A 25,324-nucleotide genomic window follows, 5' to 3' on the forward strand; every position below is an offset into this window, starting at 1 on the left:
GAAGGCGGCGTTCTCGTCGGCCGTCGATGGCGACTCAGCGCGTCAGCAACATCAACAGGATCAGATTGAGCAGCAGCGAAACACCGGCGACGATCCGCCAGGTGAGTAGCGGGTTGCGCATCGCCAGTGGCGTCACCGGCGGCCGGTCGAGCGGGCGGTTGGCGCCGCGCTCGAGTGCCAGCAGGAACTCTTCGGCAGTCTCGAAGCGTTGGCCGGGGTCTTTGGCGACCGCCTTGAGCAGCAGGTTCTCCAGCCAGCCGGGAATATCGGGCCGGTAGCGCGTCGGCGCCACCGGCTCGCCGAATTTCGGATGCTGGAAAGGTTCGATTTCACCGTAGGGATATTTGCGGGTCAGCAGGTGGTAGAGCGTGACGCCGGCCGCATAGAGGTCGTGGGTCGGGCCGGCGCGCTCGCCGGCGAGCAGTTCGGGTGCCATGTAGCTGGGAGTGCCGGGGCTGCCGGTCGCTTGATCGTCCTCGGAGAGGCTGAGGGCGACACCGAGGTCGAGGATGCGCAGGCGACCGTCGCGACCGATGTGGATGTTGTCGGGCTTGATGTCGCGGTGGGCGACGTCGAGGCGGTGCAGCGCCGAGAGGCCCTTCATCAGGCGCACGCCGTGCTGGACGGCGTCGGCGACGGTGAAATGCAGACCGGAATCGAGCATTCGCTGCAGGGTCGCGCCTTCGTGCCAGGTCTGCAGGTAGTAGAGGCAGCTGCGGCCTTCGGCGGGTAGCAGTTGCGCGAAGAACGGCGAGGTGATGCGCCGGCCGCGCCACTCTTCCATGATCAGCGCCCGAATCTCGTCGCTGTCGTCGGCCCGTTCCGGGCGCAGCGTCTTGAGTACCAGTTGCTGGCTTGAGCAGAGATCGGTGACGCGGTAGAGCAGGGTGCTGCGCGAGTCGTGCAGCACTTCCTTGATCTGCAAGCCGTCGATTTCCTGGCCTGGCTTGAACTGTGGCGGCAGCGGCAGGCGCGCGCTTCCCTCGAGCGAGTCGCGCAGCTTCTCTGCCGGCAGCTCTTCGATGCGGGCGACGACGGCGCTGGCGTTGTCCTGGCCGCCGGCAGCCAGCGCCAGGCTGGTCAGCGACGCTGCCGCCTGCTGCGCATCGGGATGGGCGAGCAGTGCCGAGCGGATACGACCGTCACCGATGGCTGCCCAGACGCCGTCGCTGCAGAGCAGGAAACAGTCGCCGACCTTCAGTTCCCCGTCGGCAAAATCGAGCTGGAAGTGGCGGTCGAGGCCGACCGCGCGCGAGAGCACGTTCTTGAGTTCGGGATGTTCCCAGAGATGGTCGCTGGTGAGGCGCGTGCACACTCCGTCGCGCAGCAGGTAAAGGCGGGAATCGCCGACATGGGCGCTGATGTAGCGGCGGCCGCGCAGGACCAGGGTGGTCAGCGTCGTGGCCATGCCGGTGAGCTCCGGTTGCCGGCCCGCTTCGGCCATCACCCAGCGGTTGAGTGCGACGACGACCTTCTCAAGCGCGTGCGGCACGCTCCAGGTATCGGGGGTCGCGTAGTAGTCGGAAAGCAGGCCGTGCACGGTGTACTCGGCGGCTTCGCGGCCACCCTGGTGGCCGCCGACGCCGTCCGCGACGGCAGCGATCAGGCCCTTGTTGTCGAGCTCGGCGCCATGCGGCGTGACCATGCCGCAGAAGTCCTCGTTGCGCTCGCGCGGTCCGGTGAGCGAGGAGTGACCGATATCGACTCTAAGCGGCATGCAGTCTCCGCAAACGAAAATGGGGCGTAAGGTCGCAATGTACCTTGCCGCCCCGGTTGTTCAAAGGAAACGCCCGTTCAGATCTTGGCCGCGGTCAGGTGCGCCGCGCCCCAGGTGGTGCGCCAGCGGTTCTTGACGGCGCTCAGTCCGGCCAGAGCCAGCAATGCCAGCGCGGCGAAAATCAGGAAGCCGATCTGATAGCTGCCGGTGAGCTGCTTGGCGAAGCCGAGCGACGAAGCCAGGTAGAAGCCACCGACGCCGCCGGCCATGCCGACCAGCCCGGTCATGACGCCGATTTCCTTGCGGAAGCGCTGCGGTACCAACTGGAAGACTGCGCCGTTGCCCATGCCCAGTGCCAGCATCGCGCCGACGAAGGCGAGCAGTGCCATCCATGCTTCCGGCAGGCCAATACTGACGATGGCCAGGAAAATCGCCGCGAAGACGTACATCACCGACAGGCTCTTGATGCCGCCGATGCGGTCGGCGACATTGCCGCCGATCGGTCGGACCAGCGAACCAGCGAAGACGCAGGCGGCGGTGAAGAAGCCGGCAGTCTTGGCGTCGAGGCCGTACTGGATGTTGAAGTAGATGGTCAGTGAGGAAGCGAGGCCGACGAAGCCGCCGAAAGTCACCGAGTAGAAAAACATGAACCACCAGGCGTCGCTGTCCTTGAGCACTTTCAGGTACTCGGCCAGCGATTTTGGCGGTGGGCACTCCGGCGCATCCTTGGCGGCGATCATGTAATAGATGAAGACCAGCAGCAGCGGCATCAGCGCCAGGCCGAAGACGTTGGTCCAGCCGTAGGCGATGGCCAGGCTGGGTGCGATCAGCGCTGCCAGCGCGGTACCCGAGTTGCCGGCACCGGCAATGCCCAGGGCCGTTCCCTGATGCTCCGGTGGATACCAGCGCGAGGCCAGCGGCAGCGCGACCGCGAAAGAGGCGCCGGCGACGCCGAGGAAGACACCGAGGATCAGGGTCTGCTCGTAGCTATGGACGCCGAAATACCAGGCAAAAAACAGCGAGACCATCACCGTAACCTGGCCAATGGCACCGGCCAGCTTGGGCTTCAGATGATCGACCATCAGGCCCATGACGATGCGTAGCAGCGCGCCGGCCAACACTGGTGTGGCGACCATCATTCCCTTCTGGGCATGGGTCAGGCCGAGATCGCTGGCGATCTGCACGCCCAGCGGGCCGAGCATCACCCAGACCATGAAGGCCATGTCGAAGTAGAGAAACGAGGCGATGAGGGTTGGCCGGTGGCCGGCCTTCCAGAACGAGTTATCCATGGTCGTAGTCCGTCAGAGGGAGGGGGGAGGGGGCAAGTATCAGCTTTCAGATTTCAAGAAAAACCGTGCCGCTTTCGATGCGGATCGGGTAACGGCGGGCACAACCCTGGTCGGGGGCGACGGCCTCGCCGGAATCGAGACGCAGCTTCCAGCCATGCAGGGGGCAGGTCACCTGATTGCCGTGCACCATGCCCTGTGACAGCGGACCACCCTTGTGCGGGCAGCGGTCGCGTAGCGCAAACACTTCGTCGCTTGAGGTGCGGAAGAGGGCGATGTCAGCGCCCTCGTCGCTGTCAGGGCTCGCGCCGCTGCCGCCGTTCCTTGGCCTGACGACGCGACTGCCGAGTCGCGGGATGTCGTCAATGTGGCAAATCGATTTCCATTCAGGCATTGCTGTTCTCCAGGTTTTTCGGCTTCATACCGCAAGCGTTTCGTATTCGTTCTTCTCGACACCGGCGATGCGCTCGGCCCAGGGGTCCTTGGCGTCTTTCAGTTCGGCGAGCAGGCGGCCGTACAGCGCCTTGCGGTTTTCCTCGTCGTCGACGACGCGAGTCTTGGCGTGCTCAAGGCCGACGCGTTCGAGGTAATGACAGGTGCGTTCGAGATAGAAGGCTTCCTCGCGGTAGAGCTGCAGGAAGGCGCCGGAGTATTCCATGACCTCTTCGTCGCTGCCGACCTTGACAAAGAACTGCGCGACTTCGGTCTTGATGCCACCATTGCCACCGACGTAGAGTTCGTAGCCGGAATCAACGCCGATCACGCCGACGTCCTTGATGCCGGCTTCGGCGCAGTTGCGCGGGCAGCCTGAAACGGCGAGCTTGACCTTGTGCGGCGAATACATGTCGAAGAGCATCTTCTCGAGCTTGACGCCCATGTCCATCGCCAGCTGCGTGCCAAAGCGGCAATGCTCGGCGCCGACGCAGGTCTTGACGGTGCGGATCGACTTGCCGTAGGCATGTCCGGAAGGCATGTCGAGGTCTTTCCAGACGCCGATCAGGTCATCCTTCCTGATTCCCAGCAGGTCGATGCGCTGGCCGCCGGTGACCTTGATCGTCGGCACCTTGTACTTGTCGGCGACGTCGGCGATGCGCCGCAGCTCGGCGGCAGTGGTCAGCCCGCCCCACATCCGCGGTACCACCGAGTAGGTGCCGTCCTTCTGGATGTTGGCGTGCGCGCGTTCGTTGATCAGCCGTGAGCGCGGATCGTCCTTGGCCTGCTTCGGCCAGGTCGAGATCAGGTAGTAGTTGAGTGCCGGGCGGCACTTGTCGCAGCCATCGGGCGTTGTCCATTCGAGGAAGCGCATGGTCTCGCCGATGCTCAGCAGCGGCTGCTGACGAATCGCATCGCGCACTTCCTGATGCGAGAACTCGGTGCAGCCACAGACCGGCTTGCGGTTGGATGCCGCCGGCGTGTAGGCACCGCCGATGGTTGCCGAGAGAATCTGCTCGCAGAGACCGGCGCAGGAGCCACAGGACGATGCCGCCTTGGTGTGCTTCTTGATGTCGTCGAGCGTGAACAGGCCGTTTTCCTTGATCGCCTTGACGATCGTGCCCTTGCTGATACCGTTGCAGCCGCAGACCTCGGCGCTGTCAGCCATCGCCGCCGCCTTGCTGTGCCCCTGATGGCCGACGTCGCCGACGTGCGACTGGCCGAAGAGCAGGTGGTCGCGAATTTCGTGGATGTCCTGGCCGTCGCGCAGCAGCTGGTAGTACCAGGGCCCGTCCGCCGTGTCGCCGTAGAGCACGCCGCCGACCAGCTTGTTGTCCTGGATGACCAGCTTCTTGTACACCCCGCCGGCGGCATCGTTGAGGATGATTTCCTCGCTGTCCTTGCCGCCGAAGAAGTCGCCGGCCGAGAACAGGTCGATGCCGGTCACTTTGAGCTTGGTCGAGGTCACCGAGCCGGTGTAGCGGCTGATGCCATAGTTGCCGAGGTGATTGGCCGCCACCTTGCCCTGCTCGAAGAGCGGCGCGACCAGGCCGTAGGCGATGCCGCGGTGGGCCACGCACTCGCCGACCGCGTACACTTTCGGGTCGTAGGTCTGCATGGTGTCATTGACCACGATGCCGCGATTGCAGTAGATGCCGGCCGACTCGGCGAGCGCGATGTTCGGACGGATACCGACCGCCATGACCACCAGATCGGCCGGAATCTGCAGGCCGTCCTTGAGGCGGATAGCCGCGACGCGGCCGCTTTCGCCGGCGATCAAGGCCTCCGTCTGCTTGCCGAGCAGGAACTTGAGGCCGCGCTCTTCGAGCGACTTCTGCAGCATGCGTCCGGCCGTCTCGTCGAGCTGGCGTTCGAGCAGCCAGTCGGCGAGATGCACCACGGTCACGTCCATGCCGCGCAGCTTCAGGCCGTTGGCCGCTTCCAGGCCGAGCAGGCCGCCACCGATGACCACCGCGTGCTGGTAGCGTTTCGCGGCGTCGATCATGGCGTCGGTGTCGGCGATGTCGCGGTAGGAAATCACCCCCGGCAGGTCATTGCCGGGAATCGGCAGCATGAAGGGGTTGGAGCCGGTTGCCAGCAGCAGGCGATCATAACTTTCTTCGGTGCCATCGTCGGCGATCACCCGGCGCTTGACGCGATCGATGCGGTTCACCGCCTTGCCCAGATGCAGCTTGATGCCGTTGTCGGCATACCACTGGTGATCGTTGAGAATGATGTCCTGGATGGTCATCTCGCCGGCGAGCACCGGCGAGAGCAGGATGCGGTTGTAGTTCGGGTGTGCTTCGGCACCGAAGACGGTGATCTCGTACTGCTCGGGGGCGATTTTCAGCAACTCCTCGAGCGTGCGAACGCCCGCCATGCCATTGCCGACCATCACCAGTTTCTTCTTGCTCATCTTCGCGACTCCATTCGATGCGTCTTGATGAAGGGGCTTAAGCAAGTGGCGTGCCAGAAGACGTGTGCATTGATTTTTCAGGAGGTTTTCCTGGCCGGCGCGAAGTTGTCGGCCGCGAAAATGATGCGGCGCACAACTTCGGGGCGCGCCGCCGTGTTCGGGTGCGGGATTTGGTGCAGGGAAGGTGGCTTGCCGACGGGCGCGGCCAGGCGGGCGAGGGGCAGCGTCGTCGACGCAAGCGCTCATGGCGAGGCATTCGCTTGCTCCACACTGCCGGCATTACCCGATCAACGCATAACGAATGCCTCCTGATGGAAGCGCAGGCGACCCTGCCACAGCTCGTGCAGGTCTTTGCGCAGGCTGTCGGCGAGTCCCTGCGGGCCACAAAACCAGACCTCGGCCGGGCGTGCGCGATCGTGTGCGGCGGCCAGCTCTTCAGCGCCGAGTTGCTGACCCTGCCTGGCAGAGTGCACGTACAGGCGGATACCGGGAAGCTGCGCGGACAGCGCTTGCAGGCGGGCGACGAAAGGATCCCCGTCGCGATCCCGCGTGCAGTAGTGCAGATCGGCAGGCGGGCGCATCGGCGGGCCTGGCTTGCTGCGCTTCCAGCCAGGCGAGGAAAGGTGTGACGCCGATGCCGCCGGCGATCCAGATCTGCTGCGCGTCGAGCTGTTGGCGGGCGATGTCGAAGCGTCCGTAGGGCCCTTCGATGCGCACCGGCTGGCCGACGGCCAGGCGCCGCGCGAGCTGTCGCGTATAGTCGCCGAGGGCCTTGATCTGGAAGCTGATTTCACCGTCGCCGTGGTCGGCGCTGGCGATCGTGAAGGGATGCTGACCTTCGCTGTCGTCGAAACTGACGAAGGCGAACTGCCCCGGCCGATGCCCCGGCCAGCCAGCGTCCAGGCGGCAGCGCACGGCAAGCACATCGGCAGCCGGATGGTCGAGCGCAACGACGCTTCCGCGCACCTGGCGCGAGCGACCGATGCGTCCGCCCAGCGCGAGCACGCTGCCGTAGACGCCGCCGGCGATGAGCACCGCCAGGAGTACGCCGACCGGCTGCGTCCAGTAGCCAGTCGGCGCCAGCAGGAGCGCGTGAAAGGCGAGCATCAGGTAGAGCACTGGCATTGCCCGGTGCAGGAACCGCCACACCCGGTACGGGAACCGTCGCCACAGGCTGATGGCCAGCATCGCCAGGAGTGCGTAGATCGCCCATTCGCCGAGGTCTTCGGCGAGATCGCGCAGCACTTCGATAAAGCCGCCGAAGTTTTCCTTGGGCACTCGCCCTTCGCGGCCGATGATGGCCTTCAGGATGTCACTCGACATTTCGATCAACCAGTGCAGGGCAGCGAAAACGCAGGCCAGGATTGCCGCCCACTTGTGCGTGCGATAGACGCGGTCCATGCCTCCCAGTGGGGCTTCGAGCCATGTCGGGCGGGTGGCCAGAAACATCGCCACCGACATCAGGGCGATCGAGAGCAGGCCGCTGAGGTAGAGGGCCTCCTGGCGCAGTACCCAAAGTGCTGCGCCGCCGGAGGGCGTACCGGCGACGAGTACATCCCAGCCCCAGGCCAGGGTGATGAGGGTGATGATCAGGGTGAGAGCAGTTTTCATGGTCAGCGCATCGTTCCGTCAGTGGGTCAGGCAGGGGAGTCTCCGGCGCCGGGGGAGGCGCCCGGCGAATGGAAATTCGAGCTCATTTGCCGGCAGGCCGAGGCACATCGACGGCGCTCGGCGGCAGGTCGTCGCGGCAACGCCGTTCGTTGCAGTCGGCCGAGGCGCCTTTTCGTTCGCCACCTTCGTCGCTCTCGCGCTGGCGATGGTCGATGACTTCCCCTGTCTGCGGATGAACGTAGAGCTTGCTGCGCCTGCCATCGCGGTTGGTGGCGCGCACTTCGTAGTTGCCGTGCTCGCGTTCGATCTTCTCGATGTTCCGATAGCCGGCCGCTTCGAGTTTGTCGACGATTTGCGGAATCGACAGCCATTGCCGGTCAGCAGGGCCAGCGGCGGCGGGCGCACGCTTGTCGTCGCTGAAGGCAGGGGTGACCCATGTGCTGGCGGCGCCGAGGGCTATGCCGATGGCCAGGGCAGGAAGGATTCTTTTCAGTGTCATGCGGGCAATCTCCGGTTGGTGGGCTGTGGGGAGGCGCAGGTGAGGGCGGGACAAGGGTGCGCGGCGCTTTCTGAACGTCTTGTGAAGCAGCGGTTCCTCTGGCGTTGTGGAAGTTGCGCTGCTTAATCGTCGTAGTAGCCGCGTTCGGCACCGGCGTGGCAGGCCAGGCAGTTGGCCTTGCTGCGCACCTCCTTGTGCTGCCACTCCCAGGCGGGAACTTCGCGGTGTTCCTTGACCCAGCGGTCGAGTTCGGTGATGCGCAGCGGCGCCTTGCTCGTCGACGTCCCGCGCAGTAGTTTGTCGCTGTAGCGTTGGCCGCCGGTATCGCCGGCATTGCTCACCAGATAGTTGGTGATGTGCCTGGCTGTGGCAGGATCGACGCTGGCGTCGTCGCCGAAATGGTTCGTCAGCTCACCCATCATTCGCTTCCACGAACTGGCGGGAAGCATCGAGGCCGGAAAGGCGAGGTGGCAACTGCCGCATTCCTCCTTGACCACCGGGTCGCCAACCGGCGGGAAGTAATGGCTGCCACCGGCCTGCGCGCGTTGGAAAACGAGTGCCGAAAAGGCGATCGCGAGCAGGCCGAGCGCGATCTGGCGATAGGGCAGAGCTATTGCATTCATTGGCTTCATTGGCTTCATCAGATTCTCCTTGGCAGTGCTTGCCTGCGTGTGGCTGTGGATCGCTTCCTGCGCGGGCTTACTGACTGATCATGAAGCTCAGCCAGTCGCCTTTTTCCTGCGCTGTGCACTGCCGGCCGAGCACCTCGTTGCAGTTGCGCTTGAACCATTTCTCGACCTTTGCCGGGTCGGCATAGCGGCCGGGGCTGGCCGACAAGGCCACCGGGTCGATGGCTTTTCCGGCAGGCGTCTGGCCCGATGTGCGCGGGTCCTTGGCATGGCAGCTGGTGCAGGCCGGGGTATCGGCTTTGCCGCCGGCGAATGACTGGCGATGGAAGGCTTCGCCGCGTGTTGCCGAGAAACCGGCGAAGGCCGGGTCGGCGCTTTTCGCCGCCGCGGCGTAGCCGGCCAGCAGCTCGTCGCGGGGTGCGGCGAACGCCGTTGTGTTGAGCAGGAGCGCCAGCGTCGCTGTCAATAGCAGCATTCCTGGTTGCTTGCGCGGGTGGTGTTTCATGGGTGTGCCCTTTCGCTTCGGTTTGACATGGCGCTACTTTGCCCGGCGCTGACTGAACCGATGCTGAAGCGCTCGTTCATCCTGCGTTCAGCTGCAACGCGGTAGAACGGGCGGGCCAGGCCGCTACAAGGCGCGCGCAGCGGTCTGGAAAGCGTCTGTGCCCGTTAAACTATGGAGATGAATCAGTTGAGAAATACTTTACTGGCCATTGCTGCGCTGCTCCTCGCGTGGGCGAGTACCGTCGTCAGCGCCGGCAGTGCCGGCGACCGTCACGGCGGCGACCACGATCGTGCGCGTCAGGCGCTCGAAGCCGGTGAGGTGCTGCCGCTGCGGGTGATCCTCGAACGCGTCGAGCGCGCTTATCCGGGGCAGATCGTCGAAGTCGAGCTCGAGCGCGAGCACGGCCGCTGGGAGTACGAGATCAAGCTGCTGCGCAGCGGCGGATCGCTGGTTAAACTCAAGGTCGACGCGCGTGATGGCAGCATTCTAGGGGTCAAGGGGCGCAAGGAGCGCGAGGAGCGCGGGCAAGGCGAGCGTCGTGGCAGTGACGACGAACGCCGTGGTGCGGACGCGGCGAGCCGGCTGGGGAGCAGCATTGATGCGCATCCTGATCGTCGAAGACGAAGCCCTGTTGCAGAAGCAACTCGCCGACGCGCTGCGCACGGCAGGCTACGCGGTCGATACCGCGAGCAACGGCGTCGACGCCCACCACCTTGGCGACAGCGCTTCCTACGACGCTATCGTTCTCGACCTCGGTCTGCCGCAGCTCGACGGTATCAGCGTCCTCAAGAAGTGGCGGGCCGCCGGCCGGGCCATGCCGGTGCTGATCCTGACCGCCCGCGACGGCTGGCCCGAAAAGGTCGCCGGCATTGACGCCGGCGCCGACGACTACCTGAGCAAGCCTTTCCACATGGAAGAACTGCTCGCCCGCCTGCGTGCGCTGATTCGCCGCACCGGTGGCCACGCCAGCGCCGAACTGCTCTGCGGTCCGCTGACGCTCGACACGCGCAACAGCCGGGCAAGCGTCAATGGCCAGGCCTTGACGCTGACCAGCCACGAATATCGTGTCCTCGCCTATCTGATGCACCATCGCGAGCAGGTGATCTCGCGCAGCGACCTCATCGAGCACATCTACGCGCAGGACTTCGATCGTGACTCGAACACCGTCGAGGTCTTCATCGGTCGTCTGCGCAAGAAACTGCCGCCGGGGCTGATCGAAACCGTGCGTGGCCTCGGCTATCGCCTGACCGCGGGCGGATGAGCGTGCCTGCCCCGCACTTCCCGCTTGCCGCGCGCGGCTCGCTGCGTATCCGCCTCCTGGCCGGAACGCTGTTCTGGATCGCCGCGTCGATTGCGGTCGCCGCCTGGGGCCTGAGCAGCCTGTTTCGCGAACACGTGGCGACGCAGTTCCACGCCGAGCTGAAAACCCACCTCAACCAGTTGACCGCCCATCTGGCGGTCGACGGCGAAGAGCAGGCGACGCTGTCGGTGCCTTTGAGCGACCCGCGCCTGAGCCTGCCGTACAGCGGGCTCTATTGGCAGGTCGACGCGTTGGCAGCCGAGGGCGACGCAGCCCAGGCACGCGCGGCGCGCGCCGGCCTGCTGCGTTCGCGTTCGCTCTGGGACAGCGTGCTCGCCGTGCCGCCCGATGCCCCGGCAGACGGCGAGATTCATCAGCACCGCGTGGCCGGTCCCGGTGGCGGGTGGCTGGGCATGGTCGAACGCGTCGTACGCATCGACGAGGGCAGCGGCACAACTGCCGGAGCCAAGCCTGCGGCACGCGCTTTTCGGCTGATCATTGCCGCCGACGAGACCCTGATGCTTGAGCCGCTAAGCAGATTCAACGGCGAGCTCTCGCTGGCGCTAGGCATTCTCGCTGCCGGCCTGGTGATCGCCGCGTTGGTGCAGGTAATGGTCGGACTGGCGCCGCTGCGCAGCCTGCGCGCCGCACTCGGCCGCGTTCGCAAGGGCGATGCGCAACGCCTTGAAGGCCGGTTTCCGGCAGAGATCACGCCGTTGGTCGACGAGTTCAATACCGTTCTGGCGCAAAACTCCGAGGTCATCGAACGCGCGCGCACGCAAGCGGGCAACCTGGCGCATGCGCTCAAAACGCCGCTGAGCGTCCTCGCCAACGCCGCCAACGGGAAGGACAATGAACTCGCCCGCCTGGTCGTCGGCCAGGTCGATGCCGCCAAGCGCCAGGTCGACTACCACCTCTCGCGTGCGCAGGCCGCGGCGACCCTGCGCGTCCCCGGCGCGCGCACGCCGCTGCGACCAGCGCTCGAAGCGCTACTGCGCACGATGCGCCGGATTCACGCCGAGCGGCAGCTCGAACTGCTCCTGCAGCCGATCGCCGAGAGTCTGGCCTTTCGCGGCGAAGAGCAGGACCTGCAGGAAATGCTCGGCAACCTGCTCGACAACGCCTGCAAGTGGGCCAGCCGCCACGTCGAAGTCGCCGCCCGTGCCGAAGGCGAGGATCTGCTGATCACTATCGACGACGACGGCCAGGGAATCGCCGCCGCCGACCGCAATGCCGTGCTCCGCCGTGGTGTGCGCGCCGACCAGCAGGTGCCGGGTTCCGGGCTGGGCCTGTCGATTGTCGACGATCTGGCGCAGCTCTACGGCGGTGAGCCGAGCCTGGCCGACTCGCCGCTAGGTGGTTTGCGGGTGGTATTGAGGTTGCCGGCGGTGGCGTGAGCGACGGGTCCCCGTCGCCACACCCGGGCCCCTTCACGCAATCATGCACCTGCTCGGTAATTGCGTGGAGGCGCAGCCGCCTACCGCCTCCAGACGGGGCGATGATTGTCTGCACCAACGCGCGGCGCGAAGCGAGCCGCGGCGCGACCGCCCTTGCGCGCTTCAGACGACGAGTTCGCTATGCTCAATACGTCCCATGCCGATATAAACGTGGGCGGCCTGATTGACGAAGCTGTCGAGATCAGGCCATCTCGTCTCCGGCACGGCCCCGGTAATCCAGCCGTTCGGCGCTTGCAGGAAGAACCCGGTATAGCAGTCGTGCGTCTTGTCACCGCCATCATCCATGTTGCACAGCGTGATCGGACCGATGGCGGTGATTGGCACAGGGTAGCCGTCGTCCGCGCGCACGCCGAAGCCAATCACGTTGAGGTGCTCGGTGATGCTCCACTTTTTGATGTCGTCTTTCGCCGAAGTGTCGACGTGAATCACTACCCAGCCAGCCTCCGCCGGCACTATCGCCTCAAACTGTCTCTTGGCCATCTCTCTCTATCCTTGAAGTTGTGAGCTTGCGCAGCACCATTGCCGGCACAGGCGGAAACGTATCACGTCCGCGCGTTCACAAGAAGCATGGCCGGGGATAATTCCATGGCCATGCCGCGTGCTCGAAATGACTACTGCACCGCCCTGTCGCTATCGAGTTCTGTGGGCTGTCCCTTGATCCGTGGTGCTTGATCAAGGGGCGCGTGCTCGCAGGCGGCTTGCGAACGGCTGCCGAAGGACAGCCGGGTGGGCCGGCCACCATCATCGCATTTGTCGGCAGCACACTCGCAACAAGGCGTCCTGACCCGTGCTCACGACGACGTCGCTGGGTGCGGCGAGGGCTCCAGCAGTTGGTGGGCGGGTGCCAGCGGCTCGGCAGCAGCGTCACCAACACCTCGGCAAACGGCGCCACTTGGCCGCGACTTGCCGCCGATCCGCCCTAGATGATGTCCGCACCCGTGCCCATGTGCCGCATGGTGCCGGATTTTCGTGGTTGTCGCAGATCACCGGGCTGTCCGCCAATCGCTGACTGAAACTGACTGATTACCAGGAGTCATCTGCAATAAGCCGTTTATTAATCTCCCCGCGAGATGCAGTCGTAATGACGATAGATCTGCAACAGGCGCAAAGTATACCAATAGTCTCTAATACCCAAGGCATGTACCAGTGCTGCTCGCCAGACTCTCGTCCGAGAAAAAACTTGCGGCTCCATATCCCGTCTGAACGAGCCGGCTATCTGGATTGCCGTCTTGCTGCGCTCAACAAGGGTCCCCTTGCCTCGTTTTTGTGATTTTTCCCACTGATAACTTGCATTTTTGTCGGGGGGCACTGGACAAGGCTGATGTCCCGGGTAGGTCTGCCACGGTGTTTTGAGTGCAAACTCGGGCAGGTGTTGAAAAAAAACTCGCATAAAGGCGATGCAGAATACCCCAGCGAGAGGGGGTTGCCGCCACGGCTTTTAGGAACTCGGCGTCATAGAATGGGACTAGCAACTCCAATCCGTGCTGGTCGATTGTTTCGAAATGCTTGAATAGATGGCGGCGCTGGTCGTTAAAAAAGAAGAAAAAAAATAAAGGCGCCGACCAATATCATCTCGTGGGTACCTGTTAACCTCGTCCAAGACGCTTTTCAGCAGCATTTGGGGCAGCTTCTTTCGAGCAGGTGCTGTGAGAATGCCGTGTTGAAGCGCTAGTGCGTTTACGTCGAAAAAAATGCTTCACCATGCCCTCGATATCTCCCTTGTCACCGAATTCCAGCATGCGCTCATCCATGTAAACATGCCCGAGCCCGACGCTGCCACCGTCGCCGGACCAAATCAACTGCGGCCGATCTACTGGTGTGTGCTCCCCTCTTTCAAGATTGGCTTTTGCAGCAAGAGCCAGAAAGGAAAAATTCGGAAAAACTCCGCCCGAATAATAATTCAGCCGACACTGGCTTGTGGTGGTTTCGGCAAATTGTTGCGCATAGTACTGATCTTGTGAGCCAGAAGAAGAAAAGTTCAGCGATTCGACGTGTCGGCCCATCTTTATCAGTGTGGCCACTATTGCGCGCGAATCCATGCCGCCACTTAGAAAGCTATATGAACGAATGTCGTCACCAGCACGTATGCGAACCGCTTCATAAAAAAGTGCTATAAAGTTTGGCGGCCGAATCCACAGGGCTATTGGCAAAAGTCTCCGGTTTTTCCCAGTCGTAGTAGCTGCGCAGCGTGACGTCGGACCCAGTCGTCGACAGTATCTGGCATTCCCGCAAAACATTTATACCCTCATACGGTGTCCGCTCGGCGAGTGGGAACGAAAAAAACCCCGAGTTCTGCCATGCCAAGGAAAGACAAATTCTTTCGTACCTCCGGCAAATCTTCGAGGATGCGAAGTGCGGTAGAGAAAATAAGAAACCCGCCCTGAATCGTATAGTAAACGGAGCGCAAGCCGACAGCGTCGGTAGCCAGGTAAAGCCGATCGTCTTTAGCCGAATAGTGGGCTAGCGAAAAAGAGCCGCGGCACTTTGCTAGTGAAGTCGAACTAACTGAACCCTCGGTAGGCTGATTATCGACATTTGCTTTTCGCGATTCAATCTGTGACCAGCTTCGATCAAGAGAGGATCGCCAGCGATTGTACATACCGAACCATCGGGTGTTTCCCGCCACGCTGGTTCGGAAAAAGCGCCAGAATCCCACTTGGTAAGAAACAACTTGGGCGTACAGTGGGTTTGCCGGCTCCCTTTGTCGTCATCGACCCTACGGAGGTTTCTCGAAACGGCGTCCTTCAAAACTCTCGGGACCTCGAGGCCGGGCGCAAGAGAAAAAGCTCCAGCAAAAATCGTCATGATACATTCCTTTATAAGCTACGGCTGCTATCGTTTTAGCGCCCCGAGTACCTCTTGGAAGTCTTTACGATTCGCAGTCATCGCGACACCACCATAAACCAGTGCGCCGACCAATATCATCACCGGGAGGCGCCACTCGACGTACCCTTCTTCGGGCATGCTTAGTCTGACCAAGGCCACGCTACCATACATGAGCATGCTGGAAAGCGCCGGCCGAATCATGCTTCCCATGAGGTCTCTGACCCGGATATTTATTGCGGGCAATAAACGCATTAGATTGATAAGGAAGACCAAAGGGAATCCAACTAACCATGCAATGCATAGACCCTTGACCCCCCATTGGCAGCCAATAAGGAAAGCGACCGGCATTATTATGCTCGCACCGATAAGGTTTTTCATCGTGATGTCAGGGCGACCAATCGCATCCACAGCTGACGGTAAAAAAGTTGCTAATCATGCGAAGCGGCATGATCATGGGAAGGATCTGAAGGGGAAGAATCGCCGGCTCCCATTTCGGTCCAAGCAGTAGCTGAACAATTTCTGGCGCAATGCTAGATATCCCCCAGAGAACAGGGAAAGATAGAAAACTCAAGATACGTACTGATTTTAGAACGTGGAGCTTGACCGTCGCCGAGTCATTCTGGATTTTGGAGAATGCAGGGAATGCTACCTGATTAAGGATGCCCGATACCTTTTGCACCGGCAGGGAGGCAAGGTGCATTGCAACTGAGTAAAAACCGAGCGCCTCTTTGCCGAGTAGTTTGCCAGCAACAAACATGTCTGCCTGAGAATAAAAAAAACCACAGAACTCTCCCGGCCGTAACCTTGCCACCAAAACTGATCAAAGTCCCTGCGCCGAGGAATGAAAAATGCGGCCAGTGAAGATAGGGTGCCGCAAAATTAACGCCGACCATATTTATGGTGGTGGAGAATATAGCACCGGCGACCAAGGACCATACCCCATATCCTGAAAAAGCCAGCGCGAGTGTTAGGGCGCCACCGGCAAGCTGAGCTCCAAGATTAACCAAGGCGCGTATTTTGAACTTGAGTGCGCGTGCCAATAGCGACTCAGGTATTACAGAGAAACACGAAATTACAAACTGCGAAGACAGGACACGCACAATCACGACTAGTCTGGGTTCGTCAAAAAAAATCAGCTATAATTGGGGCGGCGAAGTAAAGCAGGCAGAAAAGAACGGCATTGACAATGATTATCAAGCCGAGGAGCTGACGAAGGATTGCGTCATCCAGCGTGCCTGCCTGTACAATTGCAGGCCCTAAACCGGCTGTTGCCATTAGTCCTAGGAATGCTACAAAAAACGCTTGCCATTGCCAGCAAACCGTAGTCCGTCGGACTGAGTAGGCGCATGACGACAATGGTGATGCTCCAGGTGGCGAGTTGCCCAAGGAAGTTTGTTCCGGCAACCCACCCTAGACCGCCGATAACTTGTGATTTAAAGTTCATATAGGCTCTGGGGTGCACCGCAAAAAAAAAGCCATCGCACGCCAGCGTAGCGAAATGGCAGCGATGCGGGGCGGAAGCAGAGATGTCTAGACGTTCTAAGTAGTAGCTAAGTTCGTTTGGTGGAGTAAGTCGGGAGTGAGTCACCGGCAACCGCGGAACGACAGTATTCGCGAGAAGTTTCATGATTTCGCCAGCTCATCGAGAAGCAGGGCCAACTCTTTTGTGCGCGATTTCCTGGAATGTTTCATGGCGAACTGCTTCGATATGCCGGGCTCAAGGCCCGCGGAGAGGCTCTCTAGGAACCGTGGGATCGTTTTCGCAATATCTTCTGCGCTGGCTATATCGGCAATATGGCGTGCCTTGGCATCCGACAACATTTTTGCGGAAATTCCGTCGGGATCAACCAAGCCCAGAATAGGGCGCCCTGAACGGTAGTACTCATAGATCTTTGCCGGGATCTGATGGTTGCAGGAGGCGGCCTGGAATAACAGGAGTCCATCAACGCGCAGCATTTCCTGGAGGGCGTCGCGATAACTAAGCGTTGCTGCCAGTCGGACGATATCACCAATGCCCAGTTCCGCAATTAGCGGCCGGTAAAAGTCGTCGTTTCCAGTCGCCCGAAGAATAATCTGGAGCCTCGAGCCGTTGATGCTGCCTGAATGCTTGAGCATTGCCAAAGCGTCGAAGAAGGGGCGAGGGTTTCTTTCTATGGGGTATAGAATACCACTATGAAGAAGCGTGATCTGCCCTGGCCTTGAAAGCGGAACCGCTGGGAGGTCAAGCTCGGCGTCGCGAAAGTTCTCTTCATCGAAGCCGTTTTCGATGACCGCCCATCGCGATGGTGCAATGTCCTTATATCTTTGAGAATACATCTGTCGAGTCGGTTCTGTGGTGAACACGGCGCGTGTGCAATGATGGACTGTTTCATGCTCAAGCTTGCGATGGATTTCCCATGTCTTCGGATTGCGCGGGTAGCCTGGTTCGGTCATTGAGTCACGAAAGTCAGCGACCCAGGGTAGCCCGCTGCGCTTGCAGAGGCTTAGTCCAATCATGTGAGCCGTGGCGATTGGCGACGTTGAAAATATTGCGGCCGGTTTATGGCGGCGGATCATTCGCATCCCGCTCCAGACCGCGCCTGGCCACCAACTGAGCCAGCGGTCCGGCTGTGCCATCCAGCGGAAATAGCGGCCGCGAATTGCGAGGTGGCGAGCGCTGTCTAGCCCAAGGGCACGTTCGACAACAAGGTTCTCGGGGATTTCCCTGAGCTGATTCGCACTGGTCGATTCGTAGGCTTTAGGCGTAATAGTGAGAACCAGTGGTTCCCAGCCATGCTCGTGAAGATAGGTCGCGAATTTCAGGGTTCTCTGGATGCCACTGCTCCCTTGGAAGGGAGGAAAGTGGTAGGCGATCATTAGCAGTTTTCTGGTATTTGCCACATGCTGTCCCACGTTTGGTTAATGTCCATTTTATATTTTAGCCTGTCAGTGAAAGCCTATCTGGAGCCGGTGCTACCTCTTTGCAAACCGGAGAATGTCTATGGTAAGGCGAATTCTACGCATTTGGGCGTTTCTCCTGGCGCTAATCTGTACGGCCTGCTGGCTTTTCGGCTTCTGGCGTCTCCGTTTCGCGGGCAGCGCCATCGGGCAGCGGTTTGTTTTGCTTATTCGCGCCGGATGATTTGCCTGTCAGTAGGCGATGTTGCTCGCGTAGCACCCTGGAGTTCGGGCTGTGCTTCAAACCTGATGTCAAGACTTTCATCGCTTCCGTGTTGTTTCCTGACTGCATCAGAAATTCAATCCAATGCGAATAGGCGGGCCAGTAGTCTGGTTTTAGTGCTCTGGCCTTGGCAAATGAATTGTTGGCATCGCTGAATGCGCCGAGGCGAAGCTCGACTTCTCCGATTTCAGTATATATTTCGGGAAGCAGTATGAAATCAGGCGGGCTGTTGTTGATGACGTACGTATAATCACCAAGGACCAGGCTGAGGAGGTGCTTTCTCTGATCTTGCGGTGTGCTGCTTCGCAAGGCACGAAGCAGATTGATTTGTCCCCAACAATAGTGATGAATTGTCGTAAAACCAGGACCCGTTCTTGCAACCCAGTTTTTGTACTCACGTGATCGTTCATGCAAATGCATGCCTTGAGCATATGGGCAGTAGATTGGGATCAGGGCCATTTCCTGCCTGGTGATTTCTTGTGGTTTGGCGGCGATAGCGTTGGTCGCCACGCTTAGAAGAACCAGAGCAGTGGTTAGGTATGGCGCCGTGGCTCCAAAGAGATAGCTTTTTGGCTTTTGGTAATTGACCATTCTTGGGATTCCTATGTGTGACTTGATTCTCTTTGCGTACCGCTTGGCTGTCGGGCTCGTCCCGATGGTGACGGGTAGCAGTTCGTCACCATCATTGAATGAAACAATTAAAGTAAGCGTAAGGCGGTGCACCCTGAGTCGTGGAGGATTCGGCTTCCCGTGTGAAACGCCGCGGGAGTGCCAATAGTTGCACCGCTGGCGAGTGCGAGGTCTGCGGCGACATCTGTTAAGCCAAAAGTCTTCTTGCCAATTGCTCACCGTGGCGTTGCAAAGTTGCGGACAGGCTCGTGCTGGCAATATGTCCCCGCGTTTCGCGATCGATGCTTGGCGCAGGAGACAGCGTGCTGACTTCGAATCTGTCACGCTGCGATGCCAGAAACGCGCAAAGAGCTTCGAAACGCCTGACCACGATTCTGTCGGGATCGCAGCGTCCCGGTCGGAGCATCTCGAAATTGTGGGAAAGTATGACAAAGTGTTGGCTTCCGTTGCGGGCTGCGGTCTCCAGTGCGCCGCGCATTTCAGCAAAACTGCAGGCACCGATCTGAGCGGGTCTGGGTTTGCCGAAGCCGTCGCGAAATACAGTCATTGGCAGGATGCTGACACCCTCAAATTTCTGGGGTTGGTTAAAATCCAGAGTGTTCCTGAGATCAATTCCGCTATCCGGGTGGGCGGCGTTGAGGCTGCTATCGACTGCTATTCCGCTTTGTCGAAGAGCGCGGTAGGTATTCGCGTTGCAGGCGAAGCTCCCGGCCCGAAAGGCGGTTATTTTATCGCAGCCGGCGCTAGCCAAAAGCCTACGTCCGTAGTCAAGGAGGGTGCTCTGTTCCTCCAGCGTATAGTAGGATAGATGCTGGCGCTTCGCGCTTGCACCGGGAAACAATAGCGGGCGGATTTCATCGGTCCATTCAGGATGCAGGTGCAACTGGATATCGTGTTTGCCGGCACGAATCATTTCGACGATAATGGCCAGATGCTCGACGCCAAAACGACCCGCGAATAGCGGCTCCACGAAGAAAACTCCCATCAGGTCGTGGCGATCAAGAACCTCCATGGTCTTTGGCAGTGCATAATCCCCGCTAGGCGAGCGGCCATAGATGTAGCGCTGGAAGCTCCGAGGAAAGCGGGCTTCGAGTTCTTCCCAGCTATTGCACCAAATCTCGATATCAAAGGTAAGATAGACTTTCATCGCCTTGAGTGTGGGTCGTTACGAGTCTGCAAGTCTTGCCGTCCCGCGTGTGCGGGCTTATCGTTGGTTGCCGACGGCTGGCGAGGGCACAGTCGGAGGGGATTGGCTATGTGCACTCTTTCACCCCGAATATTGTAGTATCCGGGGTAAGAACGTGTCCCAAAAACCGTAACGGCGGCAGCGCGCGGACAAGCGACACAGCAGTGCGTGGGACGATTCCCATCTTGTCAGTATTCAGCATCTCGAAGCGGTCGTGGCAACGAATTTTGTATGCTGAAAGGAATGACGAAAGTCCATAGAAGCTGAACCAGTGAACAGCTGGATAACGCGCAAAATTCGCTAATTCCGGCTTTGTTGTTACCGCCAAGCGTTCATATTTCCGCTTGAGAAAACCTGGATACCAGCTATACATGGGAAGATTGAACTCCTCTTGCTTGGGGCACAGGACGTTCGTCGTGCTAAGGTATAGGACTCCGCCGGGCTTCAATACTCGGGCGGCCTCACGTAAACAAGCCTGCCAGTCCTCGACATGCTCTAAAAGCTCAGGTAGGAGGCATACGTCCATTGACTCATCCGAGAATGGAAGCTTGGTTGCCGATCCCACGTCAAAGTGGATGGAAAGACCGGATTCAAGCGAGCGACGCCGTGCCAGTTCAACAAGTGGCTTGTTGATGTCAACGCCAGAGACGTTATGGCCTTTTTGCGCCCATATCCGACACTGCGTTCCGGCCCCGCAGCCGATATCCGCAACGTCAAGTGCCTTTGTGGCTGGCTGGTCCTTACCAAAAAACAGCTTCAGGGCTTTGTCACGTACTGTAGTAAAACGTTCTACGGTGGCCGGCGCCAAGCTCTGGTTTTCATAATAATTGAAGAAGTTTGGGTCTGAGCTGGAATCCAGGTCGCCGGAATAATTGTCTATTTCTTCACTCATAAAACACACCGTACCTCGTTTGTCGTCACCGTCTTGAGATGATTCGCCGACTTCGATAGCGCTAGGCAAACGGTTTTGCCGGCGGTCGTTGATAAGCCGTCAGATATCTTGCTGCTCATTTTTTTTTCTATGCTCGTCATGGGCGATTGCGTCACGCAACCGTTTTAGTGCATCGGATAAATGGTTGCGCATGGCAATCCTCGCGGTATTGGCGACAGGCGCTGGTTCGCGACGGCTGGCCGCAACCGAGGCACGTCTGCCTACGCTTTGTCGTTCGTCTTGTCACTGATTGCGCGCTGGGTGCATGGGCTGCAGAAGAATTCTAACGACTGCAGGTCCGTGGGGTGTGAAATTATTCCGCGTTTGGCTAGATTTGTAAGAGTTCAGGGCTGTTTCCCGTCGCCGGGACCCGCTAGAGCAGGATGTCGCGGTGGAGCCTGTTGGCGTGCCCGCGCGAGAGGGTGGTTTTGCCGTCACCGCCGCGGGAGCTCAGTCTTCTACGGTACGAAGCAGCAAGCAGCAGAAAACAGCACCAGGCCCTTGAGCCCCTTCGTCACAGTGCATCCGCTGAAGCGGGCCGGGAGTGCCTTGGGGATCGGCGAGAAATGGTGAGAGTGCAATCTTCGCGAGTCAGCGACCGCAGACGGCTATTCACCACGCTGGCTAGATTACATAGCATGCGGATGTCCTTGGGCGTTATGTCTAGACCACTTTCTGCGCGTCGCGCTTAAGGAGGTTCACCGATATGCTTGGAGTCAGAAGGCCAGGGGTCACGCGGAGCAAGGTCGTAATCCGTGCCATCGCACGCAGGACATTGAGTCGGCCAGGCGAAAGGCCCATCCGGTGCTTTGCCTCGAGATAACTTCTGCATGCGTCCACGCGATCGGCATTTTCGAACCCCGGCCCGAAGCCGTTGAGAAGTTCCCAAGGCCAGACGCCTCGCTGTGGCGAACGGGCCGTGAGCTTGTCGACGAACCGTGGTAGCCAGTTGGGCCCGAACACTCCGGAGTGGACTTCGCGCGGCCAAAGGCGGCTGCTGGTACCCGTTATCAGTATCGTGCCACCGGGACGCAGTACGCGGGCGATTTCCCCCTGGACTTCCGGGAGGATGTCATGAGGCACGTATTCGAGGACGCTATTGCAGCTGACGATGTCGATGGTGCAGTCGTCGATTGGGAGTTGCCTGGTGTCTGCGACGTGACGGATGTCTATGTGGGTAAGGACGCCGTAGCGCTGCGCGTTTAGGCGCGCGAGATCAATGGCTTCAGAATCAACGTCTACGGCTATGACGGATGCTCCCAGCGCTGCCAGAACCACCGACGTTGCCCCGAAATTGCATCCGAATTCCAGGACTTTTGCGCCCCGAATCGGAGTGGTGCACGTCTCGAAGACATGTCGAGCATGATCCCATTCGTACTGGACATAACCGCCGACCCAAAGTGAGTCGGGATCCCAGCCCAAGGCATGGGCCGCCCTTCGGAATTCGGCGTCCGCGGCCTGATCGACGACCTCCGGTGCTTCTGCTCCGGATGGGCTCGGTGGAATGGATGTCAAACGCTGCATGGGCCCACCTGTCATTGTTTTCGCATTCGCCGCCTGATCCAGGTCTTGATGCCCCACCGGTCGAGCAAACGCCCGACCGAAGTGCCGACGTGGTCGACGAAGGTGTGGACTCCGAGCAGTCCGCGATTGTACAGCGTCGGATGCAGCAGCCAGACGTCGGCACAGAGCCAGGCATGCGTAGAGAAGAGTTCCTTGTGCAAGCCATTTCCCTGCGTGTAATCAAGCCATGGTGAGCAGCGTTCGGCACACATGCGCTCGAGCATGAGAACCTGCAGAACGACGCCGGGTGATACCTTCGAGTAGGCCGGGTCGAATCCGATGTAGGCGTAACGCATGATGCGGTCATGCATGTAGCAGTAGACAAAGGCGATGGCTTGTCCTTGAACGAACAGCAGATAACCGCGCCAACGTCCATCCGCGGCAAAGTTGCGGGTGCGTTGCACAAATCCATCGTCACGTGGCAGGCCGGAGTCGAGCAACCGGTCCTGGTACGTCGTTGAGGAAACCCGCCACGCGTGTTCGAGATATTCAGTTACTTCGTCGGCTGTCCTGTACTCACGCATGTCGATCGGGGAGCCGTGCGCTTCGCCGAATTTCTTTACCGTGCGTCGGATGTTGTAGCGTGATTTGCCCGACATATGTTCGAAGATGCCGTCGATCGAGCCAGTCAGGTCGGCCATGTAGCGATGGTAGGTACGGGGCGTGTAGTGCAGGACGCCATTGCGGCGCGTCAGGCGCGGCAGCGGGTCTTTGATCGGGAGCGAGCTGATGAGGATGGTTTCGCCTGGTCCGGGCACAAGTTCTTCGAGCTTTACTGCGGTTTCAAGCTCGGGAAAGAAGTTCGAGGGCGTACGAACCGGTAGTTTTGCTTCGAACAGGTGTAGATCCCCAAGGCGGAAGTTCAGCCACGCGGTACGCTCCTTCCAGGTAATCTCTGGCGGAAGCGGTGGCTCGACGCCGCTCTCGGCAGGGGCTTGCGGAGCCGGGCGATGGGCAGGAGAGGCTTCTGCAGATGGTGGTGAGGGGTTCATTGTGCGAGCATGCCAGGGACGCGGTGGGTGGTGCCAGAGTGGCCGGGAAGCGTAACAGGACGTGTGCGGACAGTCTACCGAAAGCTCCGTCCGAAAACGGTGACTTTATTCTCGCATCGGGTCGATTCGCTGGCCATGATCGGCGCTAGCAAACTATGGGGTTTCAGTAGGTCCTGCCTGCCACGAAGGGTGAGTGGACACGGCAGTTCCGTGTCGATCTGCACGCTCTGCACGATTGCGCGTGCGGGGAACGCCCCGGGCTACTGGCTGGGTCGGTTGGGTCGGATTAGCAGCGAGGCGGGTCGAGAAACCCACGAGCCGGATGGCGACCATGTCGCCAGCAACAGATTGCCGTTTCTCCAGATTGCGCGAAGTGCTGCAGTTGAGCGTAAAGCCTCATGTTGGCAACAGCCACTAAGGTGTCCCTCGGCTGCGGCGACACGGTTTAGGCGCAACGCCGCTTCTCCCATGGGTTCATCACTTGTCGTGGGTCAGATCCGGACGCCGTGTAGCCATCGGCTAGCCGCAGGACAGGGCAAGATCCAGTGGCGTTGGTTCTGGGCGGAATCTGGGCTAGACTGCTCGACGTTGAATTTCCTGCGCATTTGAAATGCACCTTACCGATCGTGATCTTTGTCAGCGTGGGCAAGGCGCTTTTTTCGCGGCTTTGGGAAGACCTAATCTGCGGGAAGCCGAGTGTTAATCGGTGTTGGATGCGAAGCTCGGTCAAGCGGATGAATCGTGCACCTACCGCCTTCCATATGCTGCAACAGAGACAGTTCCCGCAACGAAGCGACTGTCTGGAGGCCTTGCCGCCAGGACGGCCCGTTCGTCGAGACGGCCGTGGCGCGCGGCGGGAGTCGGGTACCGTCAGAAGTCGGCCATTGTCACCACCCTCGAACAGGCGCCGGCACGGAACACCTTGTACCGCTTCGCTCCTGATCGCCTTTGATCCTCGGCCGCTTAACTGCGGCGGGCCAGCCAGGAACGCGGCCGCCGGAGAATTCGGGCACTTTTTACGATTGCGCCTTCCCCGGGCTTCGGCTCCCACAGCGAAAATCGAGCCCACGCTTTTCCGTTGCCAACGGTGGTGCGAGGAGACGATCAATTGAGTGCGACTCCACGTTTCATTATTTCTTTCGGCATGGGTCCTGATGCGTAAAATAGAAAAAATCCTCGCGCTGCTGCGAACTGGTGGTGTTCGCGCATTGGCACGTACGCTGTTCCGGAGACTGGTTTTCAAGCGTTGGCGGAGCGTGGTTTTTGTTGATGATATGTCCGCTGATCATCCGCCAGTTGAGTGGCCAGCCGGGTACAAATACCAGTTATACCCTAAAACCACTGACCTCACATCGGATGAACATAGTGCTCTTGAGGCGATGAATGCCTCCGGTTTTGTGGCTGAACTTGGAGCAGCAGATGGCCTGTACGTTGTCTGGTACGGCAGGGAAGTCGCGTCATACGGCGCGATAATGTGCGGGACTCGCCAGCACTCGGTGCTTGGTTTGAATCTACGGGCCCCCCCTCGTCGGACTTTGTGGCACGGTCCGTGCGCATCGGAAACGAGGGCTCTACAGCCGTGCACTCGTTCTGACCGCACGAAAACTTGGCGCGCAAGGGCATAAGGCTGTGTTCGTCGAGGTTCTCGAGGACAACGAAGCGTCCATCGCCGGAATCATGAAGGCCGGCTTCATTAAATGGCGGGTAGTCGATGCACAGATTTACTTGGGCAGATTCGTTCGCAGAGACGGGCATTGGCACTGGGTGAGAAGGGCTCTATGTCGTTTCGTGTGGAACGGGCGCTGGTTTTGGCGGTTTGAGGGGGCGGCGATGTCAAGGGCGGACGCAGTCCGGGCGCAGTCCGGGCGCAGTCCGGGCGCAGCCGAACCCTTTACATCGCTGCCCGCTCGCTTACGCTTCCTCCGGGCCGAGGAAGGCAGTCTGCCGCCCTCGGCATGGAGGACAATAGCGGCCTTTCCTCTCGCGGCCTCTTCCTCATGATTGAAACGCTGTTCACCCAGGCTCTGGGCCTCGTTGCTCCTTGGCAGGTAGCTGAAGTCATCTTCAAGCCAGAGTCGGGACGGATCGATTTCCAGGTCCGATTTGGCGCGGCCAATCATGCTTGCCCGGCTTGCGGTGCGGCAGCGCAGCCGCTGCATGACCGCTTGGCGCGTTCCTGGCGCC

Annotated in this window: 21 protein-coding genes and 4 pseudogenes; 4 read left to right on the plus strand and 21 right to left on the minus strand. The window is 60.2% G+C overall.

The window, feature by feature from the left end; all coding sequences use genetic code 11:
* Window positions 1–34: 34 nt before the first annotated feature.
* The 9 genes and pseudogenes from E4Q23_RS14505 to E4Q23_RS24900 all read right to left on the minus strand — a co-directional run bounded on the left by E4Q23_RS14505 (window position 35) and on the right by E4Q23_RS24900 (window position 9,497).
* Window positions 35–1,717, minus strand: a complete 1,683-nt coding sequence (locus tag E4Q23_RS14505; protein ID WP_169067294.1) for a bifunctional protein-serine/threonine kinase/phosphatase — start codon at window positions 1,715–1,717, stop codon at window positions 35–37.
* Window positions 1,718–1,794: 77 nt separating this feature from the next.
* The gene (locus tag E4Q23_RS14510) at window positions 1,795–3,006 is read right to left on the minus strand and encodes a nitrate/nitrite transporter (protein ID WP_169067295.1); all 1,212 of its coding nucleotides are present in this window, start codon (window positions 3,004–3,006) and stop codon (window positions 1,795–1,797) included.
* Between the two features lie 46 nt (window positions 3,007–3,052).
* Window positions 3,053–3,397, minus strand: a complete 345-nt coding sequence (nirD, locus tag E4Q23_RS14515) for a nitrite reductase small subunit NirD (protein WP_169067296.1) — start codon at window positions 3,395–3,397, stop codon at window positions 3,053–3,055.
* 24 nt (window positions 3,398–3,421) lie between these two features.
* The gene (gene nirB / locus E4Q23_RS14520; protein WP_169067297.1) at window positions 3,422–5,851 is read right to left on the minus strand and encodes a nitrite reductase large subunit NirB; all 2,430 of its coding nucleotides are present in this window, start codon (window positions 5,849–5,851) and stop codon (window positions 3,422–3,424) included.
* 287 nt (window positions 5,852–6,138) lie between these two features.
* Window positions 6,139–7,462 (minus strand): annotated as a pseudogene (locus E4Q23_RS14525) (ferredoxin reductase family protein).
* A gap of 82 nt (window positions 7,463–7,544) precedes the next feature.
* On the minus strand, window positions 7,545–7,961 hold the full coding sequence (locus E4Q23_RS14530) for a PepSY domain-containing protein (protein WP_169067298.1): 417 nt from the start codon (window positions 7,959–7,961) through the stop codon (window positions 7,545–7,547).
* 122 nt (window positions 7,962–8,083) lie between these two features.
* The gene (locus E4Q23_RS14535; protein WP_248595462.1) at window positions 8,084–8,602 is read right to left on the minus strand and encodes a diheme cytochrome c; all 519 of its coding nucleotides are present in this window, start codon (window positions 8,600–8,602) and stop codon (window positions 8,084–8,086) included.
* A 58-nt stretch (window positions 8,603–8,660) separates the two neighbouring features.
* Window positions 8,661–9,065 carry a DUF1924 domain-containing protein gene (locus E4Q23_RS14540; RefSeq protein WP_169067299.1) on the minus strand — a complete coding sequence of 135 codons (405 nt, stop codon included), beginning with the start codon at window positions 9,063–9,065 and terminating at the stop codon, window positions 8,661–8,663.
* 228 nt (window positions 9,066–9,293) lie between these two features.
* Window positions 9,294–9,497: a hypothetical protein gene (locus E4Q23_RS24900; RefSeq protein ID WP_336511699.1), complete on the minus strand. Its 204-nt coding sequence runs from the start codon at window positions 9,495–9,497 to the stop codon at window positions 9,294–9,296.
* Here E4Q23_RS24900 and E4Q23_RS24905 point away from each other — a divergent pair.
* The 3 genes and pseudogenes from E4Q23_RS24905 to E4Q23_RS14555 all read left to right on the plus strand — a co-directional run.
* Window positions 9,468–9,530, plus strand: a pseudogene (locus tag E4Q23_RS24905) (hypothetical protein); the annotation flags it as partial. The gene E4Q23_RS24900 and the pseudogene E4Q23_RS24905 sit on opposite strands and share 30 nt — an antisense overlap.
* Window positions 9,531–9,693: 163 nt before the next feature.
* A complete protein-coding gene (locus E4Q23_RS14550) occupies window positions 9,694–10,356 on the plus strand; it encodes a response regulator (RefSeq protein WP_169067316.1) in 663 nt (220 codons plus the stop codon).
* Window positions 10,353–11,792, plus strand: coding sequence for a sensor histidine kinase (locus E4Q23_RS14555; RefSeq protein ID WP_169067300.1), 1,440 nt, complete (start codon window positions 10,353–10,355; stop codon window positions 11,790–11,792). Before E4Q23_RS14550 ends, E4Q23_RS14555 begins: the two co-directional genes overlap by 4 nt.
* Before the next feature lie 162 nt (window positions 11,793–11,954).
* Here the strand turns inward: E4Q23_RS14555 and E4Q23_RS14560 are convergent, their stop codons facing one another.
* The 12 genes and pseudogenes from E4Q23_RS14560 to E4Q23_RS14615 form a co-directional block, all read right to left on the minus strand.
* On the minus strand, window positions 11,955–12,332 hold the full coding sequence (locus E4Q23_RS14560; RefSeq protein ID WP_169067301.1) for a hypothetical protein: 378 nt from the start codon (window positions 12,330–12,332) through the stop codon (window positions 11,955–11,957).
* Between the two features lie 1,106 nt (window positions 12,333–13,438).
* The gene (locus E4Q23_RS14565; RefSeq protein WP_169067302.1) at window positions 13,439–14,002 is read right to left on the minus strand and encodes an asparagine synthase-related protein; all 564 of its coding nucleotides are present in this window, start codon (window positions 14,000–14,002) and stop codon (window positions 13,439–13,441) included.
* A gap of 95 nt (window positions 14,003–14,097) precedes the next feature.
* The gene (locus E4Q23_RS25255; protein WP_169067303.1) at window positions 14,098–14,451 is read right to left on the minus strand and encodes a hypothetical protein; all 354 of its coding nucleotides are present in this window, start codon (window positions 14,449–14,451) and stop codon (window positions 14,098–14,100) included.
* Between the two features lie 233 nt (window positions 14,452–14,684).
* Complete coding sequence (locus E4Q23_RS25260) at window positions 14,685–15,056, minus strand: polysaccharide biosynthesis C-terminal domain-containing protein (protein WP_423753346.1); 372 nt, start codon at window positions 15,054–15,056, stop codon at window positions 14,685–14,687.
* Window positions 15,057–15,063: 7 nt separating this feature from the next.
* Window positions 15,064–15,489 (minus strand): oligosaccharide flippase family protein, encoded by a 426-nt coding sequence (locus E4Q23_RS14580; protein ID WP_336511698.1) that lies wholly within the window; start codon window positions 15,487–15,489, stop codon window positions 15,064–15,066.
* Window positions 15,464–15,814 (minus strand): annotated as a pseudogene (locus E4Q23_RS25265) (oligosaccharide flippase family protein); the annotation flags it as partial. The gene E4Q23_RS14580 and the pseudogene E4Q23_RS25265, both read right to left, overlap by 26 nt.
* A gap of 487 nt (window positions 15,815–16,301) precedes the next feature.
* Entirely contained in the window at window positions 16,302–17,534 is a 1,233-nt protein-coding gene (locus E4Q23_RS14590) for a glycosyltransferase (RefSeq protein WP_169067307.1), read from the minus strand.
* 166 nt (window positions 17,535–17,700) lie between these two features.
* Window positions 17,701–18,429: a tetratricopeptide repeat protein gene (locus tag E4Q23_RS14595; RefSeq protein ID WP_169067308.1), complete on the minus strand. Its 729-nt coding sequence runs from the start codon at window positions 18,427–18,429 to the stop codon at window positions 17,701–17,703.
* Window positions 18,430–18,655: 226 nt separating this feature from the next.
* Window positions 18,656–19,615 carry a polysaccharide deacetylase family protein gene (locus E4Q23_RS14600; RefSeq protein WP_169067309.1) on the minus strand — a complete coding sequence of 320 codons (960 nt, stop codon included), beginning with the start codon at window positions 19,613–19,615 and terminating at the stop codon, window positions 18,656–18,658.
* A gap of 106 nt (window positions 19,616–19,721) precedes the next feature.
* Complete coding sequence (locus E4Q23_RS14605; RefSeq protein WP_169067310.1) at window positions 19,722–20,546, minus strand: class I SAM-dependent methyltransferase; 825 nt, start codon at window positions 20,544–20,546, stop codon at window positions 19,722–19,724.
* 702 nt (window positions 20,547–21,248) lie between these two features.
* Complete coding sequence (locus E4Q23_RS14610; protein WP_169067311.1) at window positions 21,249–22,109, minus strand: class I SAM-dependent methyltransferase; 861 nt, start codon at window positions 22,107–22,109, stop codon at window positions 21,249–21,251.
* A gap of 11 nt (window positions 22,110–22,120) precedes the next feature.
* Window positions 22,121–23,140, minus strand: a complete 1,020-nt coding sequence (locus tag E4Q23_RS14615) for a GNAT family N-acetyltransferase (protein ID WP_169067312.1) — start codon at window positions 23,138–23,140, stop codon at window positions 22,121–22,123.
* Window positions 23,141–25,137: 1,997 nt separating this feature from the next.
* On the opposite strand from E4Q23_RS14615, the pseudogene E4Q23_RS23300 reads away from it, so the two are divergent.
* Window positions 25,138–25,324, plus strand: a pseudogene (locus E4Q23_RS23300) (ISL3 family transposase); the annotation flags it as partial.

Source organism: Candidatus Accumulibacter phosphatis (assembly GCF_012939955.1).
Classification (GTDB): domain Bacteria; phylum Pseudomonadota; class Gammaproteobacteria; order Burkholderiales; family Rhodocyclaceae; genus Accumulibacter; species Accumulibacter delftensis.